This is a genomic window from Falsiroseomonas sp. CW058 (genome assembly GCF_050563535.1).
Taxonomy (GTDB): Bacteria; Pseudomonadota; Alphaproteobacteria; order Acetobacterales; family Acetobacteraceae; genus Falsiroseomonas.
In genome coordinates this window covers 1-17,856 of the sequence record NZ_JBNXUO010000006.1, presented here as the reverse complement: position 1 = coordinate 17,856, position 17,856 = coordinate 1, and the positions used below count along the sequence as shown (strand labels likewise).

Annotated in this window: 15 protein-coding genes and 1 pseudogene; 4 read left to right on the top strand and 12 right to left on the bottom strand. The window is 73.8% G+C overall.

The window, feature by feature from the left end; genetic code table 11:
* Positions 1 to 10: 10 nt before the first annotated feature.
* Together ACK8OX_RS06950 and arsJ are read left to right on the top strand one after the other, a co-directional pair.
* A complete protein-coding gene (locus ACK8OX_RS06950) occupies positions 11 to 1,057 on the top strand; it encodes an ArsJ-associated glyceraldehyde-3-phosphate dehydrogenase (protein ID WP_430663222.1) in 1,047 nt (348 codons plus the stop codon).
* Positions 1,054 to 2,292, top strand: coding sequence for an organoarsenical effux MFS transporter ArsJ (arsJ, locus tag ACK8OX_RS06945; RefSeq protein WP_430663221.1), 1,239 nt, complete (start codon positions 1,054 to 1,056; stop codon positions 2,290 to 2,292). Before ACK8OX_RS06950 ends, arsJ begins: the two co-directional genes overlap by 4 nt.
* 7 nt (positions 2,293 to 2,299) lie before the next feature.
* Here arsJ and ACK8OX_RS06940 read toward each other — a convergent pair whose 3' ends face one another.
* Genes ACK8OX_RS06940 through ACK8OX_RS06930 form a run of 3 tightly spaced genes read right to left on the bottom strand, consistent with a single transcriptional unit; the run spans position 2,300 to position 5,114 of the window.
* On the bottom strand, positions 2,300 to 2,665 hold the full coding sequence (locus ACK8OX_RS06940; protein ID WP_430663220.1) for a cupin domain-containing protein: 366 nt from the start codon (positions 2,663 to 2,665) through the stop codon (positions 2,300 to 2,302).
* A gap of 12 nt (positions 2,666 to 2,677) precedes the next feature.
* Positions 2,678 to 3,967 carry an adenylosuccinate synthase gene (locus ACK8OX_RS06935; protein WP_430663219.1) on the bottom strand — a complete coding sequence of 430 codons (1,290 nt, stop codon included), beginning with the start codon at positions 3,965 to 3,967 and terminating at the stop codon, positions 2,678 to 2,680.
* A 4-nt stretch (positions 3,968 to 3,971) separates the two neighbouring features.
* Positions 3,972 to 5,114 carry an ATP phosphoribosyltransferase regulatory subunit gene (locus tag ACK8OX_RS06930; protein ID WP_430663218.1) on the bottom strand — a complete coding sequence of 381 codons (1,143 nt, stop codon included), beginning with the start codon at positions 5,112 to 5,114 and terminating at the stop codon, positions 3,972 to 3,974.
* A 216-nt stretch (positions 5,115 to 5,330) separates the two neighbouring features.
* On the opposite strand from ACK8OX_RS06930, the gene ACK8OX_RS06925 reads away from it, so the two are divergent.
* Complete coding sequence (locus tag ACK8OX_RS06925; RefSeq protein WP_430663217.1) at positions 5,331 to 5,843, top strand: hypothetical protein; 513 nt, start codon at positions 5,331 to 5,333, stop codon at positions 5,841 to 5,843.
* Between the two features lie 136 nt (positions 5,844 to 5,979).
* On the opposite strand, the gene serA is transcribed toward ACK8OX_RS06925, so the two are convergent.
* Both serA and ACK8OX_RS06915 read right to left on the bottom strand, forming a co-directional pair.
* Positions 5,980 to 7,566 (bottom strand): phosphoglycerate dehydrogenase, encoded by a 1,587-nt coding sequence (serA, locus tag ACK8OX_RS06920; RefSeq protein WP_430663216.1) that lies wholly within the window; start codon positions 7,564 to 7,566, stop codon positions 5,980 to 5,982.
* Complete coding sequence (locus ACK8OX_RS06915; RefSeq protein ID WP_430663215.1) at positions 7,566 to 8,741, bottom strand: phosphoserine transaminase; 1,176 nt, start codon at positions 8,739 to 8,741, stop codon at positions 7,566 to 7,568. Before ACK8OX_RS06915 ends, serA begins: the two co-directional genes overlap by 1 nt.
* A gap of 147 nt (positions 8,742 to 8,888) precedes the next feature.
* Here ACK8OX_RS06915 and ACK8OX_RS06910 point away from each other — a divergent pair, with 147 nt between their 5' ends.
* Positions 8,889 to 9,857 carry a Bug family tripartite tricarboxylate transporter substrate binding protein gene (locus ACK8OX_RS06910; RefSeq protein ID WP_430663214.1) on the top strand — a complete coding sequence of 323 codons (969 nt, stop codon included), beginning with the start codon at positions 8,889 to 8,891 and terminating at the stop codon, positions 9,855 to 9,857.
* A gap of 61 nt (positions 9,858 to 9,918) precedes the next feature.
* On the opposite strand, the gene ACK8OX_RS06905 is transcribed toward ACK8OX_RS06910, so the two are convergent.
* The 7 genes and pseudogenes from ACK8OX_RS06905 to ACK8OX_RS06875 all read right to left on the bottom strand — a co-directional run.
* Positions 9,919 to 10,881: a hypothetical protein gene (locus tag ACK8OX_RS06905; protein ID WP_430663213.1), complete on the bottom strand. Its 963-nt coding sequence runs from the start codon at positions 10,879 to 10,881 to the stop codon at positions 9,919 to 9,921.
* Positions 10,878 to 11,759, bottom strand: coding sequence for a PhzF family phenazine biosynthesis protein (locus tag ACK8OX_RS06900; RefSeq protein WP_430663212.1), 882 nt, complete (start codon positions 11,757 to 11,759; stop codon positions 10,878 to 10,880). Before ACK8OX_RS06900 ends, ACK8OX_RS06905 begins: the two co-directional genes overlap by 4 nt.
* Positions 11,756 to 12,574: a bifunctional hydroxymethylpyrimidine kinase/phosphomethylpyrimidine kinase gene (gene thiD, locus ACK8OX_RS06895; RefSeq protein ID WP_430663211.1), complete on the bottom strand. Its 819-nt coding sequence runs from the start codon at positions 12,572 to 12,574 to the stop codon at positions 11,756 to 11,758. The genes ACK8OX_RS06900 and thiD overlap by 4 nt, the downstream gene beginning before the upstream one ends.
* 4 nt (positions 12,575 to 12,578) lie before the next feature.
* Positions 12,579 to 13,967 (bottom strand): phosphoglucosamine mutase, encoded by a 1,389-nt coding sequence (gene glmM, locus ACK8OX_RS06890; RefSeq protein ID WP_430663210.1) that lies wholly within the window; start codon positions 13,965 to 13,967, stop codon positions 12,579 to 12,581.
* Positions 13,968 to 14,079: 112 nt separating this feature from the next.
* Entirely contained in the window at positions 14,080 to 15,165 is a 1,086-nt protein-coding gene (gene folP, locus ACK8OX_RS06885; protein ID WP_430663209.1) for a dihydropteroate synthase, read from the bottom strand.
* Positions 15,166 to 15,249: 84 nt separating this feature from the next.
* The gene (gene ftsH, locus ACK8OX_RS06880; RefSeq protein WP_430663208.1) at positions 15,250 to 17,178 is read right to left on the bottom strand and encodes an ATP-dependent zinc metalloprotease FtsH; all 1,929 of its coding nucleotides are present in this window, start codon (positions 17,176 to 17,178) and stop codon (positions 15,250 to 15,252) included.
* A gap of 194 nt (positions 17,179 to 17,372) precedes the next feature.
* Positions 17,373 to 17,856, bottom strand: a pseudogene (locus ACK8OX_RS06875) (hypothetical protein); the annotation flags it as partial.

Below are 17,856 nucleotides of genomic sequence, written 5' to 3'. Positions count from 1 at the left end.
GAGCGTGGGCATGCGGGTCGGAATCAGCGGTATGGGCCGCATCGGGCGGCTGGCCCTGCGCGCGGCCATGGGCGCGACGGAACGGCCGGGGGACGACCCACGCCGCGGCAACCGGCTGGAGGTCGTCCACCTCAACGAGATCAGGGGCGGCGCCGCGGCCATCGCGCATCTGCTGGAATTCGACAGCGTGCAGGGCCGCTGGCGCGCGCCGATCGCCGCGGAGGGCCGGGACGCGATCCGCATCGGCGACCGTCGCCTGTCCTTCTCCGAGCACCCGAACCCGGCCGGGATCCCCTGGGGCGATCTCGGCGTGGACGTCGTGCTGGAATGCACCGGCAAGTTCCTCGACCCGGAGACGATCGGCGGCCACCTGAAGCGCGGCGCGAAGCGCGTGATCGTGGCGGCGCCGGTGAAGTTCGACACGGTGCTGAACGTCGTGGTCGGCGTGAACCACGACCTCTACGACCCCGCTCGGCACCCGATCGTCACCGCCGCGTCCTGCACCACCAACTGCCTCGCCCCGGTGGTGAAGGTAGTGCATGAGGCGATCGGCATCCGCCATGGCCAGATCACCACCATCCACGACCCGACCAACACCAATGTCGTGGTGGACGCGCCGCACAAGGACCTCCGGCGCGCGCGCTCCGCGATGCTGTCGCTGCAGCCGACGACGACGGGCAGCGCGACGGCCATCGCGTTGATCTACCCGGAGCTGAAGGGCAAGCTGAACGGCCACGCCGTGCGCGCGCCGGTGCTGAATGCGTCACTGACCGACTGCGTCTTCGAGATGCGGCGGGAGACGAGCGCGGAGGAGGTGAACGCGCTGTTCGCCACCGCCGCAGCGGCGGGCCCGCTCGCCGGCATCCTGGGCTACGAGACGCGGCCGCTGGTCTCGGCCGACTACGCGCGCGACACCCGCAGCTCCGTCGTGGACGGGCCGAGCACCCTCGTCACCGACGGCACGCTGCTGAAGGTCTATGCATGGTACGACAACGAGATGGGGTATGCCTGCCGCATGGTGGACCTCGCCTGCCACATGGAAAGCATGGGGCTGTGAGCGTCGCGGTCGGCAACGCGTCGAGCGCCCGCAACTACGCCATCGTCACGGCGGCCTATTGGGGCTTCACGCTGACCGACGGCGCGCTGCGAATGCTGGTGCTGCTGCACTTCTTCCGCCTCGGCTACTCGCCCTTCACGCTTGCCTTCCTGTTCCTGCTCTACGAGGCCGCGGGGATCGGCGCGAACCTGGCCGGCGGCTGGCTCGCGACGCGCTTCGGCATCGCGCGGATGCTGGCGGTCGGGCTCGCCACCCAGATCGCGGGCTTCCTGATGCTGGCGGCGGTCTCGCCGGATTGGGCGGCGGCGCTGTCGGTCGCCTGGGTCGTCGCGGCGCAGGGCGTCTGCGGCGTGGCGAAGGACCTGACCAAGACCGCCAGCAAATCCGCGATCAAGCTGACCGCCGGCGGCGCCTCCGGCCGTCTGTTCAAGTGGGTGGCCTTCTTCACCGGCAGCAAGAACGCGATGAAGGGCCTGGGCTTCTTCCTGGGCGGCCTGCTGCTGGAGGTGCTCGGCTTCCGCGCCGCGCTGCTCGCCATGGCGGCGGCGCTGGCCGCGATCCTGGCGGGGGTCGTGCTGTCCCTGCCGCCGCTGATGGGCAGGGCGAGGGCGTCGCGGTCGGCGCGGGAGTTCTTCGCGAGGAACAGGGGCGTCAACCTGCTTGCCGCCGCGCGGGTGTTCCTGTTCGGCGCGCGGGACGTGTGGTTCGTGGTGGGGCTGCCCGTGTTCCTCTACGCCTCGGGCTGGACCTTCACGATGGTGGGCGGCTTCCTCGCGCTCTGGACCATCGGCTACGGCGTCGTCCAGGCCGCCGCGCCCGCGCTGGTGCGACGAAGCGCCGACGGCCTGGGCGCGGAGGTGCCCGCGGCGCGCCGCTGGTCGCTCGCGCTGGCACTGATCCCCGCCGCACTCGCCGTCGCGCTGGCCTTCGGCCCGACGCGCCCCGACCTGGTCGTGGCCGCCGGCCTCGCGGTGTTCGGCTTCGCCTTCGCGGTGAACTCCTCGGTCCACTCCTACCTCGTCCTCGCCTATGCAGGGTCGGAGAAGGCGGCGGAGGATGTCGGCTTCTACTACGCGGCCAACGCCGCGGGGCGCTTCGCGGGCACGCTGCTGTCGGGGCTGCTCTACGGCCTCGGCGGCATCACGCCCCCCCTCGCCGCCAGCGCGCTCATGCTCGCGGCCTGCTGGGCGGTGACGCTCCTGCTGCCCTCGTCTCGAGATTCATCCCGAGGATGAGGGCGCGTCAGCCGAAGCCGACGCCCGCCTTCCGGTAGGCCTCGCGCGGGGGGGCGAAGATGTCGAGCACCTTGCACCCTTCCGGCCCCGCCCGCATCGTGTGCGGCACGCCGCCCGGGGTGCGCCAGAAATCGCCGGCCTTCACCGCGATCTCCTCCCCGCCCTGGATACGCAGCGCGCTGCCTTCCAGCAGCACGCCCCATTGCTCCTCCGGGTGGTCATGGATCGTGCCCATCGCGCCTGGCGCGATGGTGACGACGGACAGCATCGCGTGCTCGCCGGGGAAGATGCGCGTGGTGAGGCCGGGCGCAAGCTCGCGCGCCAGGCCCTGGCTCTCGTCGTGCAGGTTGTGGAACTCGTCGCGCTGGCGCATCGCCCCGCCTCCTCAGCCCGCGAAGGGATCGCGGAGCACGATGGTGTCGTCGCGCTCCGGGCTGGTGGAGAGCAGCACCACCGGCGCCTCCACCAGTTCCTCGATCCGGCGGACGTATTTCACCGCCTCGGCCGGCAGCTCGGCGTAGCTGCGCGCGCCGCGGGTGGAGCCGGACCAGCCCTCCATCTCCTCCCACACCGGCTCCGCGCGTTCCTGCACGGCGACCGAGGCCGGCAGGCGGCGCACCACCTCCCCGTCGATCCGGTAGCCGGTGCAGAGCTTCAGCGTCCGCAGCCCGTCCAGCACGTCGAGCTTGGTCAGCACCAGCCCCTCGACGCCGCCGACCTTCACGGCCTGGCGGACCATGCAGGCGTCGAACCAGCCGCAGCGTCGCGGACGGCCGGTGACGGTGCCGAACTCATGCCCGCGTTCGCCGAGCCGGCGGCCGATCTCGTCATGCAGCTCCGTCGGGAAGGGCCCGCTGCCGACGCGCGTGGTGTAGGCCTTGGCGATGCCGAGGACGTAGCCGATCTGCTTCGGCCCCACCCCTGCCCCGGCCGCGGCGTTGCCCGCCACCGTGTTGGAGGAGGTGACGTAGGGATAGGTGCCGTGGTCCACGTCCAGCATCACCGCCTGCGCGCCCTCGAACAGCACGCGCTTGCCGCTGTGATGCGCCTCGTCCAGGCGTTCCCAGACCGGCTCCGCGAAGGGCAGCAGCCGCGGCGCGAGGGCGAGCAGCCGGTCCAGCAGGTCCTGCTTGCCGAAGGTGTCGGCGCCGAGGCCGCGCAGCAGCGTGTTGTGGTGCAGCAGCAGCTCGTCGAGCTTGCGCGACAGCAGTTCCGGCTCCGCCAGGTCGGACAGGCGGATGGCGCGGCGCGCCACCTTGTCCTCATAGGCGGGGCCGATGCCGCGGCCCGTGGTGCCGATCCGCGCCTCGCCCCGCGCCGCCTCCCGCGCCTTGTCGAGCGCGGGGTGGACGGGAAGGATCAGCGGCACGTTCTCCGCGATGCGGAGGTTGGCGGGGGTCACCGACAGCCCCTGCGCGCTGACGCGCGCGATCTCCGCCAGCAGCGCCTCGGGGTCCAGCACCACGCCGTTGCCGATGACGCCGAGCTTGCCGCGTACCACGCCAGACGGCAGCAGCGACAGCTTGTAGGTCTGCTCGCCCACCACCAGCGTGTGGCCGGCATTGTGGCCGCCCTGGAAGCGTACGACGATGTCGGCGCGGCTGGCCAGCCAGTCCACCACCTTCCCCTTGCCCTCGTCGCCCCATTGGGCGCCGATGACGGCGACATTGGCCATCGTGCTACTCCTTGACGGGAACGGCCCGGCCGGCCGCGTCCATGATGTGCGTGCAGCGCAGGCTGGCGGGCGTGTCGGCGGGCGAGAGCTGCGCCACGGTGGCGTGGCCCGCCGCCCGCAGCGCGGCCGCGCGGGCCGCGTCCGCCCCGCCGGGCAGGAACACCCGCAGCCGCGGCGCGGCCGGCGCCACCGCGCGCAGCATCGCGTCCGGATAGAGCGTCATCCCCGTCGCCGGCTCCTCGCCCGACAGGTAGCGCCCGCCACGCGCCAGTTCCCCGGTCGAACCCTCGCCGAAGATCGTGAAGGCGACGCCGGTGTGGTAGCGGAAGCCGCGGAACTCCACCGGGTCCAGCGTGATGCGCAGCGCCGGCGCGCGCGCGCGCAGCACCGCGACCACCGCCGCCGCATTGTCCGCGATGGCGCGCGCCGCCGGCGGCAGCGCCGCATCCTCGAGCGCGGCGAGCGCGGCATCGGCCGGCCCCGCGGCCGCGAGCAGCGCCGGCAGCACATGCGCGGCCGCGCCGGCTTCCGCCACGCGGGCCTGCACGGCCGCGGCGTCCTTGCGGTCCAGCGCGCGCGCCAGGCGGCGGCGCGCCTCGCCCTCCACCCCCGCGGCATCCAGCAGCGCGGGCGAAAGCCGCGGCAGGGTGATGTCGAGCGTGGGGTTCGCGATGCCGACCGCGGCCAGCGCCTCGGCCGCAACCGCCGCGACCTCGGCATCCGCATCGGGCGCGTCGATGCCGATCAGCTCGATCCCGGCCTGGGGCAGCTGCCGCGCGGGGGCCAACTGCGTGCCGTGGACCCGCAGCACCTGCCCCGCATAGGACAGGCGCAGCGGCCGCGCGAGGCGCGCCAGGCGCGTCGCGGCGATGCGGGCGACCTGCGGCGTGGTGTCGGCGCGCAGCCCCATCATGCGGTGGCTGACCGGGTCCATCAGCCGGAAGGTCTGGTCCGCCACGGCCGCGCCGGACCCGGCCAGCAGGCTGTCCTCGAATTCCAGCAGCGGGGGCTTCACCCGTTCGTAGCCGTGGCGGGCGAAGGTCTCGGCCAGCACCTCGACCAGCATCGCCTCCCGCTCCGCCTCGGGCGGCAGCAGGTCGGACAGGCCGGCGGGGAGAAGCGCGGGGCTCGGGGGATCGTCTGTCATGTCGTTCGGGCAGCGGGGCGGCGGGTGTGTGGCAGGGGGGGCCGGATGCCGCAACCCCCTGCGCCGCAGGGCCGCCATGGCGCCCGCCCGCGGGCCCGCGCCGGGGCGCCGCGGGCGGCGCCCGGCCCGGCCCCGCGGAACCCGCCCCGCCCGCCACGCTTTGGCCGGCGGAACCTGTCCCTTCCCTGCCGCCCGAACCGGTGACGGAGCCCCGCGATGCGCCTTCTCCTCCTGCCGCTGCTCCTGCTGGCCTGCGCCGACCCGGCGGCGGAACACCTTGGCGGCCTCGGCGACCCGGCGCGGGGGGCCGCATTGTCCGGGCCCTGGTGGGGCGACACGGCGCGCCTCGCTGGCCGCCCGGCGCAGGCGGCGCGCGCGGCCGTGCAGCTGGAGGTGATCGCCGACAGCTTCGAGACCGATCCCCTGTACCGGCACGAGGTGTCGGGCGAGGCGCTGCACGCGATGCGCGTCGGCCGGCGCGACATGCGGGACGCGCTGGGCATCGCCGCAGACGCGCCGCCCGGCCCGGTGATCGTCGCCCTGCGCGAGGCTGCCGCCGCGATCGATGCCGGCAGCCCCGCCCGCGCCGGGGCGGCGCTGGGCGGGCCGATGTTCCGCCCCGACACGCTCGCCCGCCTGTCCCGCCTGCCGGCCCTGCCCCGCGTGCGGGACGCGGCAGGCGCCGCCTGGGTGGAGATGCGGCGGCTGGATGGCGGCGGGCGCGGCTGAATGCCGCGCCCGGCGTTCTTCACGCCGGGCGAGCCGCCGAAGGGCGGCCGCCGCAACTGCGGCGAAGCCGAGGCCCGCGGATGCGGGCCGCTGGCGTCCGAAGGCGTTTCCGTGTCAACGGAAACGCAGGGCAGTATCAGAACGCCAGCGGGATCGCGCGGACCACCAGCGGCAGGGCGCGCACCTGCGCCAGCACGCCGTCCGGCAGTGGGCCGTCGAGGCCGACGAGGCAGATCGCATCGCCCCCCGGCGCGTCGCGGCCGAGGTGGAAGGTCGCGATGTTCGCACCCGCCTCCGCCAGCGTCGTCCCGAAGCGGCCGATGAAGCCCGGCCTGTCCTGGTTGGTGACGTAGAGCATGTGGGGCGCGAATTCCGCCTCCACCGCGATGCCCTTGATCTCCACCAGCCGCGGCTTCCCCGTGCCCACCAGCGTGCCTGCCACGCTGCGCGTCCAGGCCTCCGTCACGATGGTGACACGCAGCAGGGTCGCGTAGTCGCCGCTGCGCTCCAGCACCGTCTCCGCCACCTCGATCCCCCTCTCCTTCGCGAGAGAGGGGGCGTTCACCATGTTCACCGCACCCATCATCGGCGCCAGCACGCCAGCCAACGCCGCGGCGGTCAGCGGGCGGCGGTTCAGCTCCGCCGCCGCGCCCTCGTATTCCACGCGGATGGCCTTCACCGCATCCCCCTGGGACGCGGTGAGCTGCCCGGCCAGGGCGCCCAGCAGCCGCGCGAGCTCCATGTAGGGCTTGAGGCGCGGCGCCTCCTCCGCGCTGACGGAGGGCATGTTGATGGCGTTGCTGACGGCGCCCGTCAGCAGGAAGTCGCTCATCTGCTCGGCGACCTGCAGGGCGACGTTCTCCTGCGCCTCGGCGGTGGCGGCACCCAGATGCGGGGTGCAGACCACGTTCTCCAGCGCGAAGAGCGGGCTTGCGGTCGCCGGCTCCGTCTCGAACACGTCGAGCGCGGCGCCCGCCAGGTGGCCGGCCGCCAGCGCCTCGGCCAGCGCCGCCTCGTCCACCAGGCCGCCACGGGCGCAGTTCACCAGCCGCGCGCCGCGCTTCATGGCGAAGATGCGCTCGCGGTTCATGATGTTCCGGGTCTGCTCGGTGAAGGGCGCGTGGATGCTGATGATGTCGGCGCGCGCCACCAGCGCGTCCAGCTCCACCTTCTCCGCCCCGATCTCGAGCGCGCGCTTCTCCGACAGGAACGGGTCGTAGGCGATGACCTTCATCCGCAGCCCGTTGGCGCGGTCCGCCACGATGCCGCCGATGTTGCCCGCGCCGATGAGGCCGAGCGTCTTGCCCGTCATCTCGACGCCCATGAAGCGGTTCTTCTCCCACTTCCCCGCCTTGGTGGAGGCCGAGGCCTCCGGGATCTGGCGGGCCAGGGCGAACATCATCGCGATCGCGTGCTCGGCCGTGGTGATGGCGTTGCCGAAGGGCGTGTTCATCACCACCACGCCGCGCGCGGTGGCGGAGGACACGTCCACGTTGTCGACGCCGATCCCGGCGCGCCCCACCACCTTCAGCCGCGGCGCCGCATCCAGCAATTCGCGCGTCACCTTGGTGGCGCTGCGGACCGCGAGACCGTCGTACTGGCCGATGATCTCCCGCAGTTCCGCGGGCTTCAGGCCGGGCCTGAAATCCGTCTCGATGCCGCGCGCCTTGAAGATGGCGATGGCGGCGGGGGAGAGCTTGTCGCTGATCAGGACCCTGGGCATCACGCGGCCGCCTTGTCGAATTCGGTTGCGACCTGCGCGAAGGCCCAGTCGAGCCAGGGCAGCAGCGCCTCGATGTCGCTCGTCTCCACCGTCGCGCCGCCCCAGATGCGCAGGCCCGGCGGCGCGTCGCGATAGGCCGCGGCGTCCAGCGCCACGCCCTGCTTCTCCAGCAGCCCCGCCAGCTTCTTCGCCGCCGCCGCCTGCCCTTCGGCATCGAGCGCGGCGAACCACGGTGCCACGATCCTGAGGCAGATCGAGGTGCAGGACCGCGTGGCCGGCGCCTCCGCCAGGAAGGCGGCCCAGGGGCTGCGCTCCACCCAGGCCGCGACGGCGGCAAGGTTGGCTTCCGACCGTCGGATCAGCCCCGGCAGGCCGCCGACCGATTCCGCCCAGCGCAGCCCGTCGATCGCATCCTCCACGCACAGCATGGAAGGCGTGTTGATCGTCTCGCCCCGGAAGATGCCCTCGTTCAGCTTGCCGTCCTTGGTCATGCGGAAGATCTTCGGCATCGGCCAGGCGGGCTTGTGGGCTTCCAGCCGCGCCACCGCCCGCGGGCTCAGCGCCAGCATCCCGTGCGCCGCCTCGCCCCCCAGCACCTTCTGCCAGGACCAGGTGACGACATCGAGCTTCGGCCAGGGCAGGTCCATCGCGAAGGCGGCCGAGGTCGCGTCGCAGATCGCCAGCCCCTCGCGGTCGTCGCGGATGAAATCGGCATCCGCCAGCCGCACGCCGGAGGTGGTGCCGTTCCAGACGAACACGACGTCACGCGCCGGGTCCACCTGCGCCAGGTCCGGCAGCCTGCCGTACGGGGCGGAGAGCACGCGCGCATCGGCCAGCCTCAGCTGCTTCGTGACGTCGGTGGCCCAGTCCTTGGAGAAGCTCTCCCACGCCAGGATGTCGACGCCGCGGGCGCCGAGCAGGGACCACAGCGCCATCTCCACCGCGCCCGTGTCGGAGGCCGGGACGATGCCGAGCCGCCAGTCCTTCGGCATGCCGAGGATGGCCTTCGACCGGTCGATCACCTCGGCGAGCTTCGCCTTGGGGTCCTTCGCGCGGTGGCTGCGGCCGAGCAGCGCGCCTTCGAGCGCGGCGAGCGTCCAGCCGGGACGCTTGGCGCAGGGGCCGGAGGAGAATCGGGGATTGGCCGGACGGATGTCCGGCGTGGGGTGCGACATGCGCGTGCTCCCTTCCAGAAGCGGATGCGCCCCGGTGGGGGGGCGTGGCCCGCCGCGAGGATTAGCGGCGCCGGCCACCCCCGGCAAGCTCTGGACTTGCCCGGAACTTGCATGTCTGACTGCCGCCACCGTGACGGAGCCCCAGCCATGCCCACCCTGACGCGCCGTGCCGCGCTCGCGCTGCCCGCAACCCTCGCAGCCGCGCCCGCCGTGCGGGCACAGTCGCGCACCATCACCCTGATCTGCCCCTTCGGCCCGGGCACCAATGTCGACCAGATCGCCCGCCTGATCGCGCCGGAGCTGTCGCAGCGGCTGGAGCGGCAGGTGGTGGTGGAGAACGTCACCGGCGCGGGCGGCACCATCGCCACCGAACGCGCAGCGCGCGCGGCGCCCGACGGCTCCACCCTGCTGCTCGGGGTGGAGAGCACGATGGTCGTCGCGCAGCTCGTCACCCCCTCCACCACCCGCTACGACGGGCAGCGGGACTTCGTGCCGGTGCACATGGTGGCGACCCTGCCGCTGCTGCTGGTCGGCAAGCCCGGCATGCCCGCCACCTTCGCCGAGCTGGTCGCCGCCAGCCGGGCACAGCCCAACCCCTTCAACTTCGGCAGTTCCGGCACCGGCACCTCGCTGCACCTGTTCGGCGAATTGCTGGTGCAGCGCGCCGGCCTCCGGATGGAGCACGTGCCCTACCGCATGGGCGCGCAGATGCTGACCGACGTGATGGGCGGGCAGCTCGACCTCGCCGTCAGCACGCTGACCAGTTCCGCGCCGATGGTGCGGGAAGGCAAGGCGCGGGGCTACGGCGTCTCCTCGCCCGAGCGCCACCCCTTCCTGCCGGACATGCCGACCTTCGCCGAACAGCCGCAGACGCGGGGCCTCGCGATGGAGGTGTGGCAGGCGATCTTCGCCCCCGCCCGCACCGACCCCGCCTTGGTCGCCCGCGTGGCACAGGCCGCGTCGGCCGCAATGGCGAGCGAGGAGCTGCAGCGCCGCATCCGCGACATCGGCCAGACGCCGTCCCGCATGGACCCCGAGGCGCTGGGCGCCTTCGTGCGGGAGGAAGGCGAACGCTACGCCGCCCTGGTCCGCGCGGCGAACATCCAGCCCCAGTAGCGCCCGCGGCCCGTCCCGCCCCTCCCCCCGACGGCGGGAGGATGAAGCGCCGGCGGCGCCGTCAATGCTCCGGCCGCAGCAGCACCCCCGCGCGCGCCGCCAGCGCGGTCCGCCAGGCGCACCAGCCGGTGATCCCGGTGGCCAGCGCCAGCGCGGCCCAGCACAGCAGGGGCGGGAACCCCTCCGCCATCAGCATCACGGCGAAGGCGGCGGAGGGGAAGGTGAAGCTCCACCAGGCCAGGGTGAAGGCCAGCCTCGCGAACTCCCCGGCCAGCGAGATCAGCACCGCCGCCACCAGCAGCGCCAGCCCGACCAGCGCCAGCACCGGACCGCCGGTGGTCCCCAGAAGCTGCGCCAGCGCCAGCGCGCCCACCGCCGGCGGCGCCAGCAGGATGGCCAGCGTCGGGCGCAGCGGCGGCGGCAGGGCGGGGCCGGCCAGCAGCCGGTGCAGCAGCAGCGGCAGCACCGCCAGCCACAACAGGAAGCCGACGCCGAACATCATCCAGGACATGTCGACGAAGCCCATCCGCACCCCGAAGACGGGCGCGAGGATGTTGCCGACGAAGGGGATCAGCAGCGGCGGCGCCAGCATCGCCGCATCCCCGCCGCCGCCCAGCACGCGCCGCAGCAGCCCCATCGCGATCAGCAGGTGCGCCCCCACCGCCACGCACCACAGCCCCGCGCCGAGGCCCGGCGCATGGGGGTGGATCGCGGCCGAGAGGATCATCAGCCCGATGGTGGGCGCCGCGACGAAGGCGGCCCGCACGGGATGCCGCGCCTCGGCCAGCACCGCCGCGGGGAAGCGCAGCACCCGCAGCCCGTGCAGCGCCACCAGCGCCAGCCAGGCCAGCGCGGTCAGGGCCAGCACCGCTTCCCCCACCGCAGCCGGCGCACCGAGGCTCGCCGCCGCCTGCCGCCAGGCGAGGCCGAGGCCGCCGAGCCCCATCGGGATGGCCAGCAGCGGCAGCGGCAGATGCGCGAGCGACGGCGCCGCCACCGCCGCCGGCCTGGTCGAGACGTTCACAGCGTGATCTCCCCGTGCATCACCGGCACGCAGCCCCCGCCCACGGTGGCGCGGATGCCATCGGCCGCGCGATGCGCCGCGCTCCGCAGCAGGCTCGGCCGTCCCATCTCCACGCCCTGCACGATGTCCCAGGCGCCGCGATCCGCCCCCGACAGCCGCAGCAGCAGCGCGGCCAGCGGCGTCGCCGCGCTGCCCGTCGCCGCATCCTCCACCGTGCCGCCGAGGGGCGCGAACATCCGCGCCCGCACCGCGGCGCCGTCGCGCGCATAGAGATAGAGAGCCAGCCGCCCCGCCAGGGCGGGCCGGCGCGACAGCACGTCGCGGAAGGCGCCGGCATCGGGCACGGCGCGGCCCAGTGCCTCGCCCGTCACCTCGGCGATCACGAAGGGATTGCCGACGGAAGCCGGCACCGGCGCATGGTGCGCCACCACCACGTCGCGGGGCGCAAGGCCGGCGCAGGCGGCGATCTCGGCCGCCGGCAGCTCGGCGCCAAGGCTCAGCGGCTGCGGCGCGGCGATGGTGGCGCCGGTGACGGCGCCGGCGGCATCTCGCGCGACCTCCACCTCCACCAGACCCGCGATCTCCTCGAAACGCAGTGTCGCGGCGGGAGTCCCCTGCGCGACGACGAAGCCGGTGCCGACATTCGGATGGCCGGCGAAGGGCATCTCCCGCGTGCGGGTGAAGATGCGCACCCGCGCGGTGTTGGCCGGGTCGGCGGGCGGCAGGACGAAGGTGGTCTCGCTCAGGTTGAACTCGGCGGCGATCGCCTGCATCTCGGCATCCGACAAGCCGCGCGCATCCGGCAGGACCGCCAGCGGATTGCCGCCGAAGCGCACATCCGTGAAGACGTCGAGCGTGACGAAGCGCCAGCTCCTCATGCGAGGGCGGCGAGCCGTGCGGGGTCGAGCGTGACGCCGTGGCCGAGCGGCCCGTGCCCCTGCCCCAGCCCCGGCGCCGCCAGGATCGCCGCGCGCACATAGGCCCGCGCGCGCACCACCGCGGCGCGCAGCGTCATGCCCTGCGCAAGCCCGCAGGCCAGGGCGGATGCCAGCGTGCAGCCGGTGCCGTGGGTGTGGCGGGTGGCGATGCGCGGGCTCTCGAACCGCTCGATCCCGCCGGGCGTGGCCAGGATGTCGGTCAGCACCTCGCCCTCCAGGTGGCCGCCCTTCAGCAGCACGGCGCGCACGCCCATGCCGAGCAGCGCCGCCGCCGCGCGTTCCATCGCCGGCAGGTCGGGGATGGGCATGCCGGCCAGCACCTCGGCCTCCGGCAGGTTCGGCGTGACGACCGCGGCCATCGGCAGCAGCCGCGCCCGCAGCGTCGCCACCGCCTCGTCCGCCAGCAGCTTGTGGCCGCCCTTCGCGACCATCACCGGGTCCGCCACCAGCGGCACCCCCGCCCCATGCGCCGCGACCGCGTCGCACACCGCGCCGATCGTCGGGCCATCGGCCAGCATGCCGGTCTTGATGGCGTCCGCGCCGATGTCGTCCAGCACCATGCGGATCTGCAGCGCGATGAAGTCCGGCGCGACGCCCACCACCCCCTGCACGCCGCGCGTGTCCTGCGCCGTCAGCGCGGTGACCGCCGTGGCCGCGTAGCCGCCGAGGGCGGTCACCGCCTTGATGTCCGCCTGGATGCCCGCGCCGCCGCCGGAATCAGACCCGGCGCAGACCAGGACCCGGCCCCTGCCCATGGTGCTAATCGGCCGCGCCCCTCTTCACCGCCGCGGCGGCCGCGCGGGCGCGGATCAGCGCGGACAGTTCCTCCACCGTGCGGCGCATCTCGGCCTCGTCCTCGGCCTCCGCCATCACGCGGATCAGCGGCTCCGTCCCGCTCGCGCGGACCAGCACGCGGCCGCGGGCGCCGAGCTTCTCCCCCGCCGCCGCGATCGCCTTCTCCACCTCCGCATCGCCGAGCGGCGAGGCGCCGGTGTAGCGGATGTTCTCCAGCCGCTGCGGCAGGGGCACGAAGCGGCGGCAGACCTCGCTCGCGGGGCGCCCCTCCTCGACCAGCAGGGCGAGGACCTGCAGCGCCGCCACCAGCCCGTCGCCCGTCGTCGCGAAATCCGACAGGATCATGTGGCCGGACTGCTCGCCGCCCAGGTTGCAGCCGCTCTCGCGCATGCGTTCCGCCACGTAGCGGTCGCCGACCTTGGTGCGGTGGAGCGCCAGGCCCATCCCCGCCAGGTGCTTCTCCAGCCCGAGATTGGACATCACGGTCGCCACCACGCCGCCGCCCGCCAGCCGTCCCTGCCGGTGCCAGCTGCCGGCCACGGTCGCGAGGATCTGGTCGCCGTCGACGATGCGCCCCTGCTCATCCACCAGCGCCAGGCGGTCCGCGTCGCCATCCAGCGCGATGCCGAGATCGGCACGCCGTTCCCGCACCAGCTCCGCCAGCCGCCCCGGCGCCGTCGCGCCGCAGTCGCGGTTGATGTTGAAGCCGTCCGGCGCGACGCCGAGCGGCACCACCTCCGCCCCCAGTTCCCACAGCACCGTCGGCGCCACCCGGTACGCCGCGCCGTTGGCGCAATCGACCGCGATGCGCAGCCCTTCCAGGCTGCGGCCCTTGGGGAAGGTGGCCTTCGCCGCCTCGATGTAGCGGCCCGGCGCATCCTCGAGCCGGGAAGCGCGGCCGAGCTTCTGGGGAGAGGCCAGCCCCTCGGCGAAATGCGGCGCATCCATCAGCGCCTCGATCTCCGCCTCCTCGGCATCCGACAGCTTCAGGCCGTCCGGGCCGAACAGCTTGATGCCGTTGTCCTCGAACGGGTTGTGGCTGGCCGAGATCATGACGCCGAGATCGGCCCGCAGGCTGCGCGTCAGCAGCGCGATGGCCGGCGTCGGGATGGGCCCGACGATCATCACGTCCATCCCCGCGCCGATGAAGCCCGCGGTCAGCGCGGGTTCCAGCATGTAGCCCGACAGCCGCGTGTCCTTGCCGATGACGACCCGGTGGCGGTGGCTGCCGCGGTTGAAGAACCGCCCCGCCGCCTGGCCGAGCCGGAGCGCGGTGCCCGCATCCATCGGCGGCAGGTTGGCCTTGCCGCGGATGCCGTCGGTGCCGAACAGTCTTCGTGCCTGCGAGGTCATGGCGCGCCGGTCCCCAAGCTGCCCCACGCTCTACCGAAGCGGCGCCGCGCCGTAAACCGAGCCGCAACGGCACGGATGCGCGACATCCCCGCGCGGGTGTGGCCTGCCCCGGCTACTCCGCCTCCGCCCCGCCCGCCGCCTCGCCGGCGAGGACGGCGGCGCGGATGGCCAGTGCCTGCACCGTCTCTGCCACGTCATGGACGCGCAGGATGGCGGCGCCCCGGTCGGCGCCCGCCAGCGCCGCGGCGACGCTGCCGGCCACGCGGTCCGCTGCCGCTTCCACGCCCGACAACTCGCCGATGAACCGCTTGCGGCTGGCGCCGAACACCACCGGGCAGCCGAGCGCGGCGAGGATCGGCAGCCGCTCGATCAGCGCGAGGTTGTGCGGCAGCCGCTTGCCGAAGCCGATGCCGGGGTCCACCGCCAGCCGCGCGCGGGGGATGCCCTGCCGCTCGGCCCAGGCGACGCGCCCGGCGAGGAACTGCGCCACCTCCAGCGCCACGTCGGCATAGCGCGGGTCGCGCTGCATGGTGCGGGGGTCGTCGCCCAGCATGTGCATCAGGATGACGCTCGCCTCGGACCGCGCCAGGACCCGTGCGGCCGCGGGGTCGTGGCGCAGCGCGGTGATGTCGTTGACGATCTCCGCCCCCGCCTCCAGCGCCGCCAGCATGGTGGCGGCGTTGCGCGTGTCGACGCTGATGGTGGCGGCCTTCGCCAGTTCGCGGATGGCGGGCAGGACCCGCCGGCATTCCTCCTCGGGCGGGACGGGCGCCGCGCCCGGCCGCGTGCTCTCCCCCCCGATGTCGAGCAGGTCCGCCCCCGCTTCCAGCATCGCGTGCCCGGCCGCGACCGCGGCGGCGTGGTCGGCGTGGCGCCCGCCATCGGAAAAGCTGTCCGGCGTGACGTTCAGGATGCCCATCACCAGCGGCCGCCCCCCGGGCAGGCCCGCGAAGGGCGGCGGCGCGGCGCCGAGCGCGAGCACGGCGGGCTGCCAGGGCTCCGGCACCTCGGCCAGCGGCACCGGCGCGTCCGGCGTCGCGGCGCCGCCCGGCGCCCGGCCGATCAGCCGCACCATCGTGAAGGCCGCCGGGCCGCCCGCCAGCGGCAGGGCGAGGTCGGCGGCGATGGCGGCGGCGGCGGCCCGGCCATGCAGCAGGCCGAGCGGCTCGACCCAGGTGTCGGCCCAGGGATCGGGCATGGGATGCGGAACCCGGACGTGGAAAGGGCGGGGGCGATTCCTCGCCCCCGCCCCATCGCATAGCCCGGAATGGCCGCCTTGTCGTCAGGTCCCCGGCGCGGGCGCCCCGCTCCAGGGGCCCGCGCTCGGGCGGGGGTTCGGGCGGCCGCTGGTGGGGACGCTGCCGCGGCCCTGGTTCACCGGCTCGTCCGGACGCACCCGCACGATCGGCTCGCCCTTGATCACCTGCTTGATCTCGTCGCCCGACAGCGTCTCATGCTCCAGCAGGCCCTTGGCCAGCAGGTGCAGCTCGTCGATGTTCTCGCTCAGCACCTTCGTCGCGCGCGCATAGGCGCCGTCGATGATGCCGCGGATCTCGGCGTCGATCTGCCGCGCCGTCTCCTCGGAGAGGTTCTTCGACTGCGTCACCGAATGGCCCAGGAACACCTCCTGGTCGTTCGACCCGTAGGCGATCATGCCGAGCTTGTCGGACATGCCCCATTCCGTGACCATCCGCCGCGCCTGGTCGGTCGCCATCTTGATGTCGCCCGAGGCGCCGTTCGAAACCTTGTCGGCGCCGAAGATCAGCTCCTCCGCCACGCGCCCGCCCATCGCCATGGCGAGTTCCGCCTTCAGCTTGGACTTGTGCTTGGAATAGCGGTCGCCCTCCGGCAGGGACATCACCAGGCCGAGCGCCCGGCCGCGCGGGATGATGGTCGCCTTGTGGACCGGGTCGCATTCCGGCTCGTGCAGCGCCACCAGCGCGTGGCCCGCCTCGTGATAGGCGGTCATGCGCTTCTCGGCCTCGCTCATCACCAGGCTGCGGCGCTCGGCGCCCATCAGCACCTTGTCCTTGGCCATCTCGAACTCGGCCATGCCCACGGTGCGCCGCCCGGTGCGCGCGGCCAGCAGCGCCGCCTCGTTCACCAGGTTGGCGAGGTCGGCGCCCGAGAAGCCGGGCGTGCCGCGCGCGATCACCTTCGGGTCCACGTCGGAGGCCAGCGGCACCTTCCGCATGTGGACGCGCAGGATCTTCTCCCGCCCGTTCACGTCCGGGTTCGGCACCACCACCTGCCGGTCGAAGCGGCCCGGGCGCAGCAGCGCGGGGTCCAGCACGTCCGGCCGGTTCGTGGCCGCGATGATGATGACGCCCTCGTTCGATTCGAAGCCGTCCATCTCGACGAGCATCTGGTTCAGCGTCTGCTCGCGCTCGTCATTGCCGCCGCCGAGGCCGGCACCGCGGTGGCGGCCCACCGCGTCGATCTCGTCGATGAAGATGATGCAGGGGGCGTTCTTCTTGCCCTGCTCGAACATGTCGCGCACGCGGGATGCGCCGACGCCCACGAACATCTCGACGAAGTCGGAGCCGGAGATGGTGAAGAAGGGCACGTTCGCCTCGCCCGCGATGGACCGCGCGAGCAGCGTCTTGCCGGTGCCGGGCGGGCCGACCAGCAGCACGCCCTTCGGGATCTTGCCGCCGAGCCGCTGGAACTTCTGCGGGTCGCGCAGGAACTCCACGATCTCCTCCAGCTCGCCCTTCGCCTCCTCGATGCCCGCCACGTCGTCGAAGGTGACGCGGCCCTGCTTCTCGGTCAGCAGCTTCGCCTTGGACTTGCCGAAGCCCATGGCCCGCCCGCCGCCGCCCTGCATCTGGCGCATGAAGAACACCCAGACGCCGATCAGCAGCAGCATCGGGAACCAGGACAGCAGGTAGTGGAACAGCGGGTTGACGTCGCTCTCCTCCGGCCGCGCCTCCACCCGCACCCCGCGCTCGGTCAGCTTGGAGACCAGCGTCGGATCCTCGGGCGTGTAGGTCTGGAAGCTGCGCCCGTCGCTCAGCTGGCCCGTCACGGTGCGGCCCTGGATGCGCACGTCGCGCACATGGCCGGCATTCACCTCGTTCAGGAAGTCGGAATAGGCCACCTGCGACGAAGCCCGCCCCGGCCCGGAGGAGGGCTGGAACAGGTTGAACAGCGCCACCAGCAGCAGCGCCACGATGACCCAGAGTGCCAGATTCCGGCCGAAATTGTTCACCTTGGCATTCCCATGTCCCGCGACCCGGGGGGGCCGCGCCAGAGCAAAGATAGGGTGCCTCCGGCCGGCTTCCATCCACCGTCGGCGACAACGATCATGCGCGGCGCGGACGGTCCCGGTTCCGTCCCTGCGTCGCCACGCCACATCACCAGTCCGCGGCGCATCCCCGCAACCCGCCCCGGCCGCGGGGCCCGCTAGGGCGGCGGCAAGAGGACGAGGCGGAAGCCCTGCGCCCGTTCGGGGTCAGGATAGGCCAGCGCGGGCACCGCCACCAGCACCATGTTGCGCCGCACCGCCGGCAGCGTCCGCGCGACCGCCGCCGGCATCCAGCCCGGCCGGGGCAGCCCCGCCGCCTCCGCCCCCAGCGCCCCGATGCGGCAATCCGGGTCGCCCGGTCCCGCCAGGCGGAACCTGCCGTCCCAGACCGCGCCTTGGCGGGCCGGCACCTCCGGCCCGATCGCCGCCGCCTCCCGCAGCAGCAGCCCGTCCCGGCGGAGCCGGACGCCGGCGAGCGTCCCCTCCCCCCGCGCCAGCAGCGCCGCCGCGGCAGCCCCGGCCGGCGGGAAGGGCCGCCCGGCCAGCAGCCGGACCAGGCGGCGCAACGCCTCCACGGCCACCCCGTCGCGGCCGAGGGCGCCAAGGTCCAGCCGCGCGAAACCCGCCTCGTGCAGCGCCGCC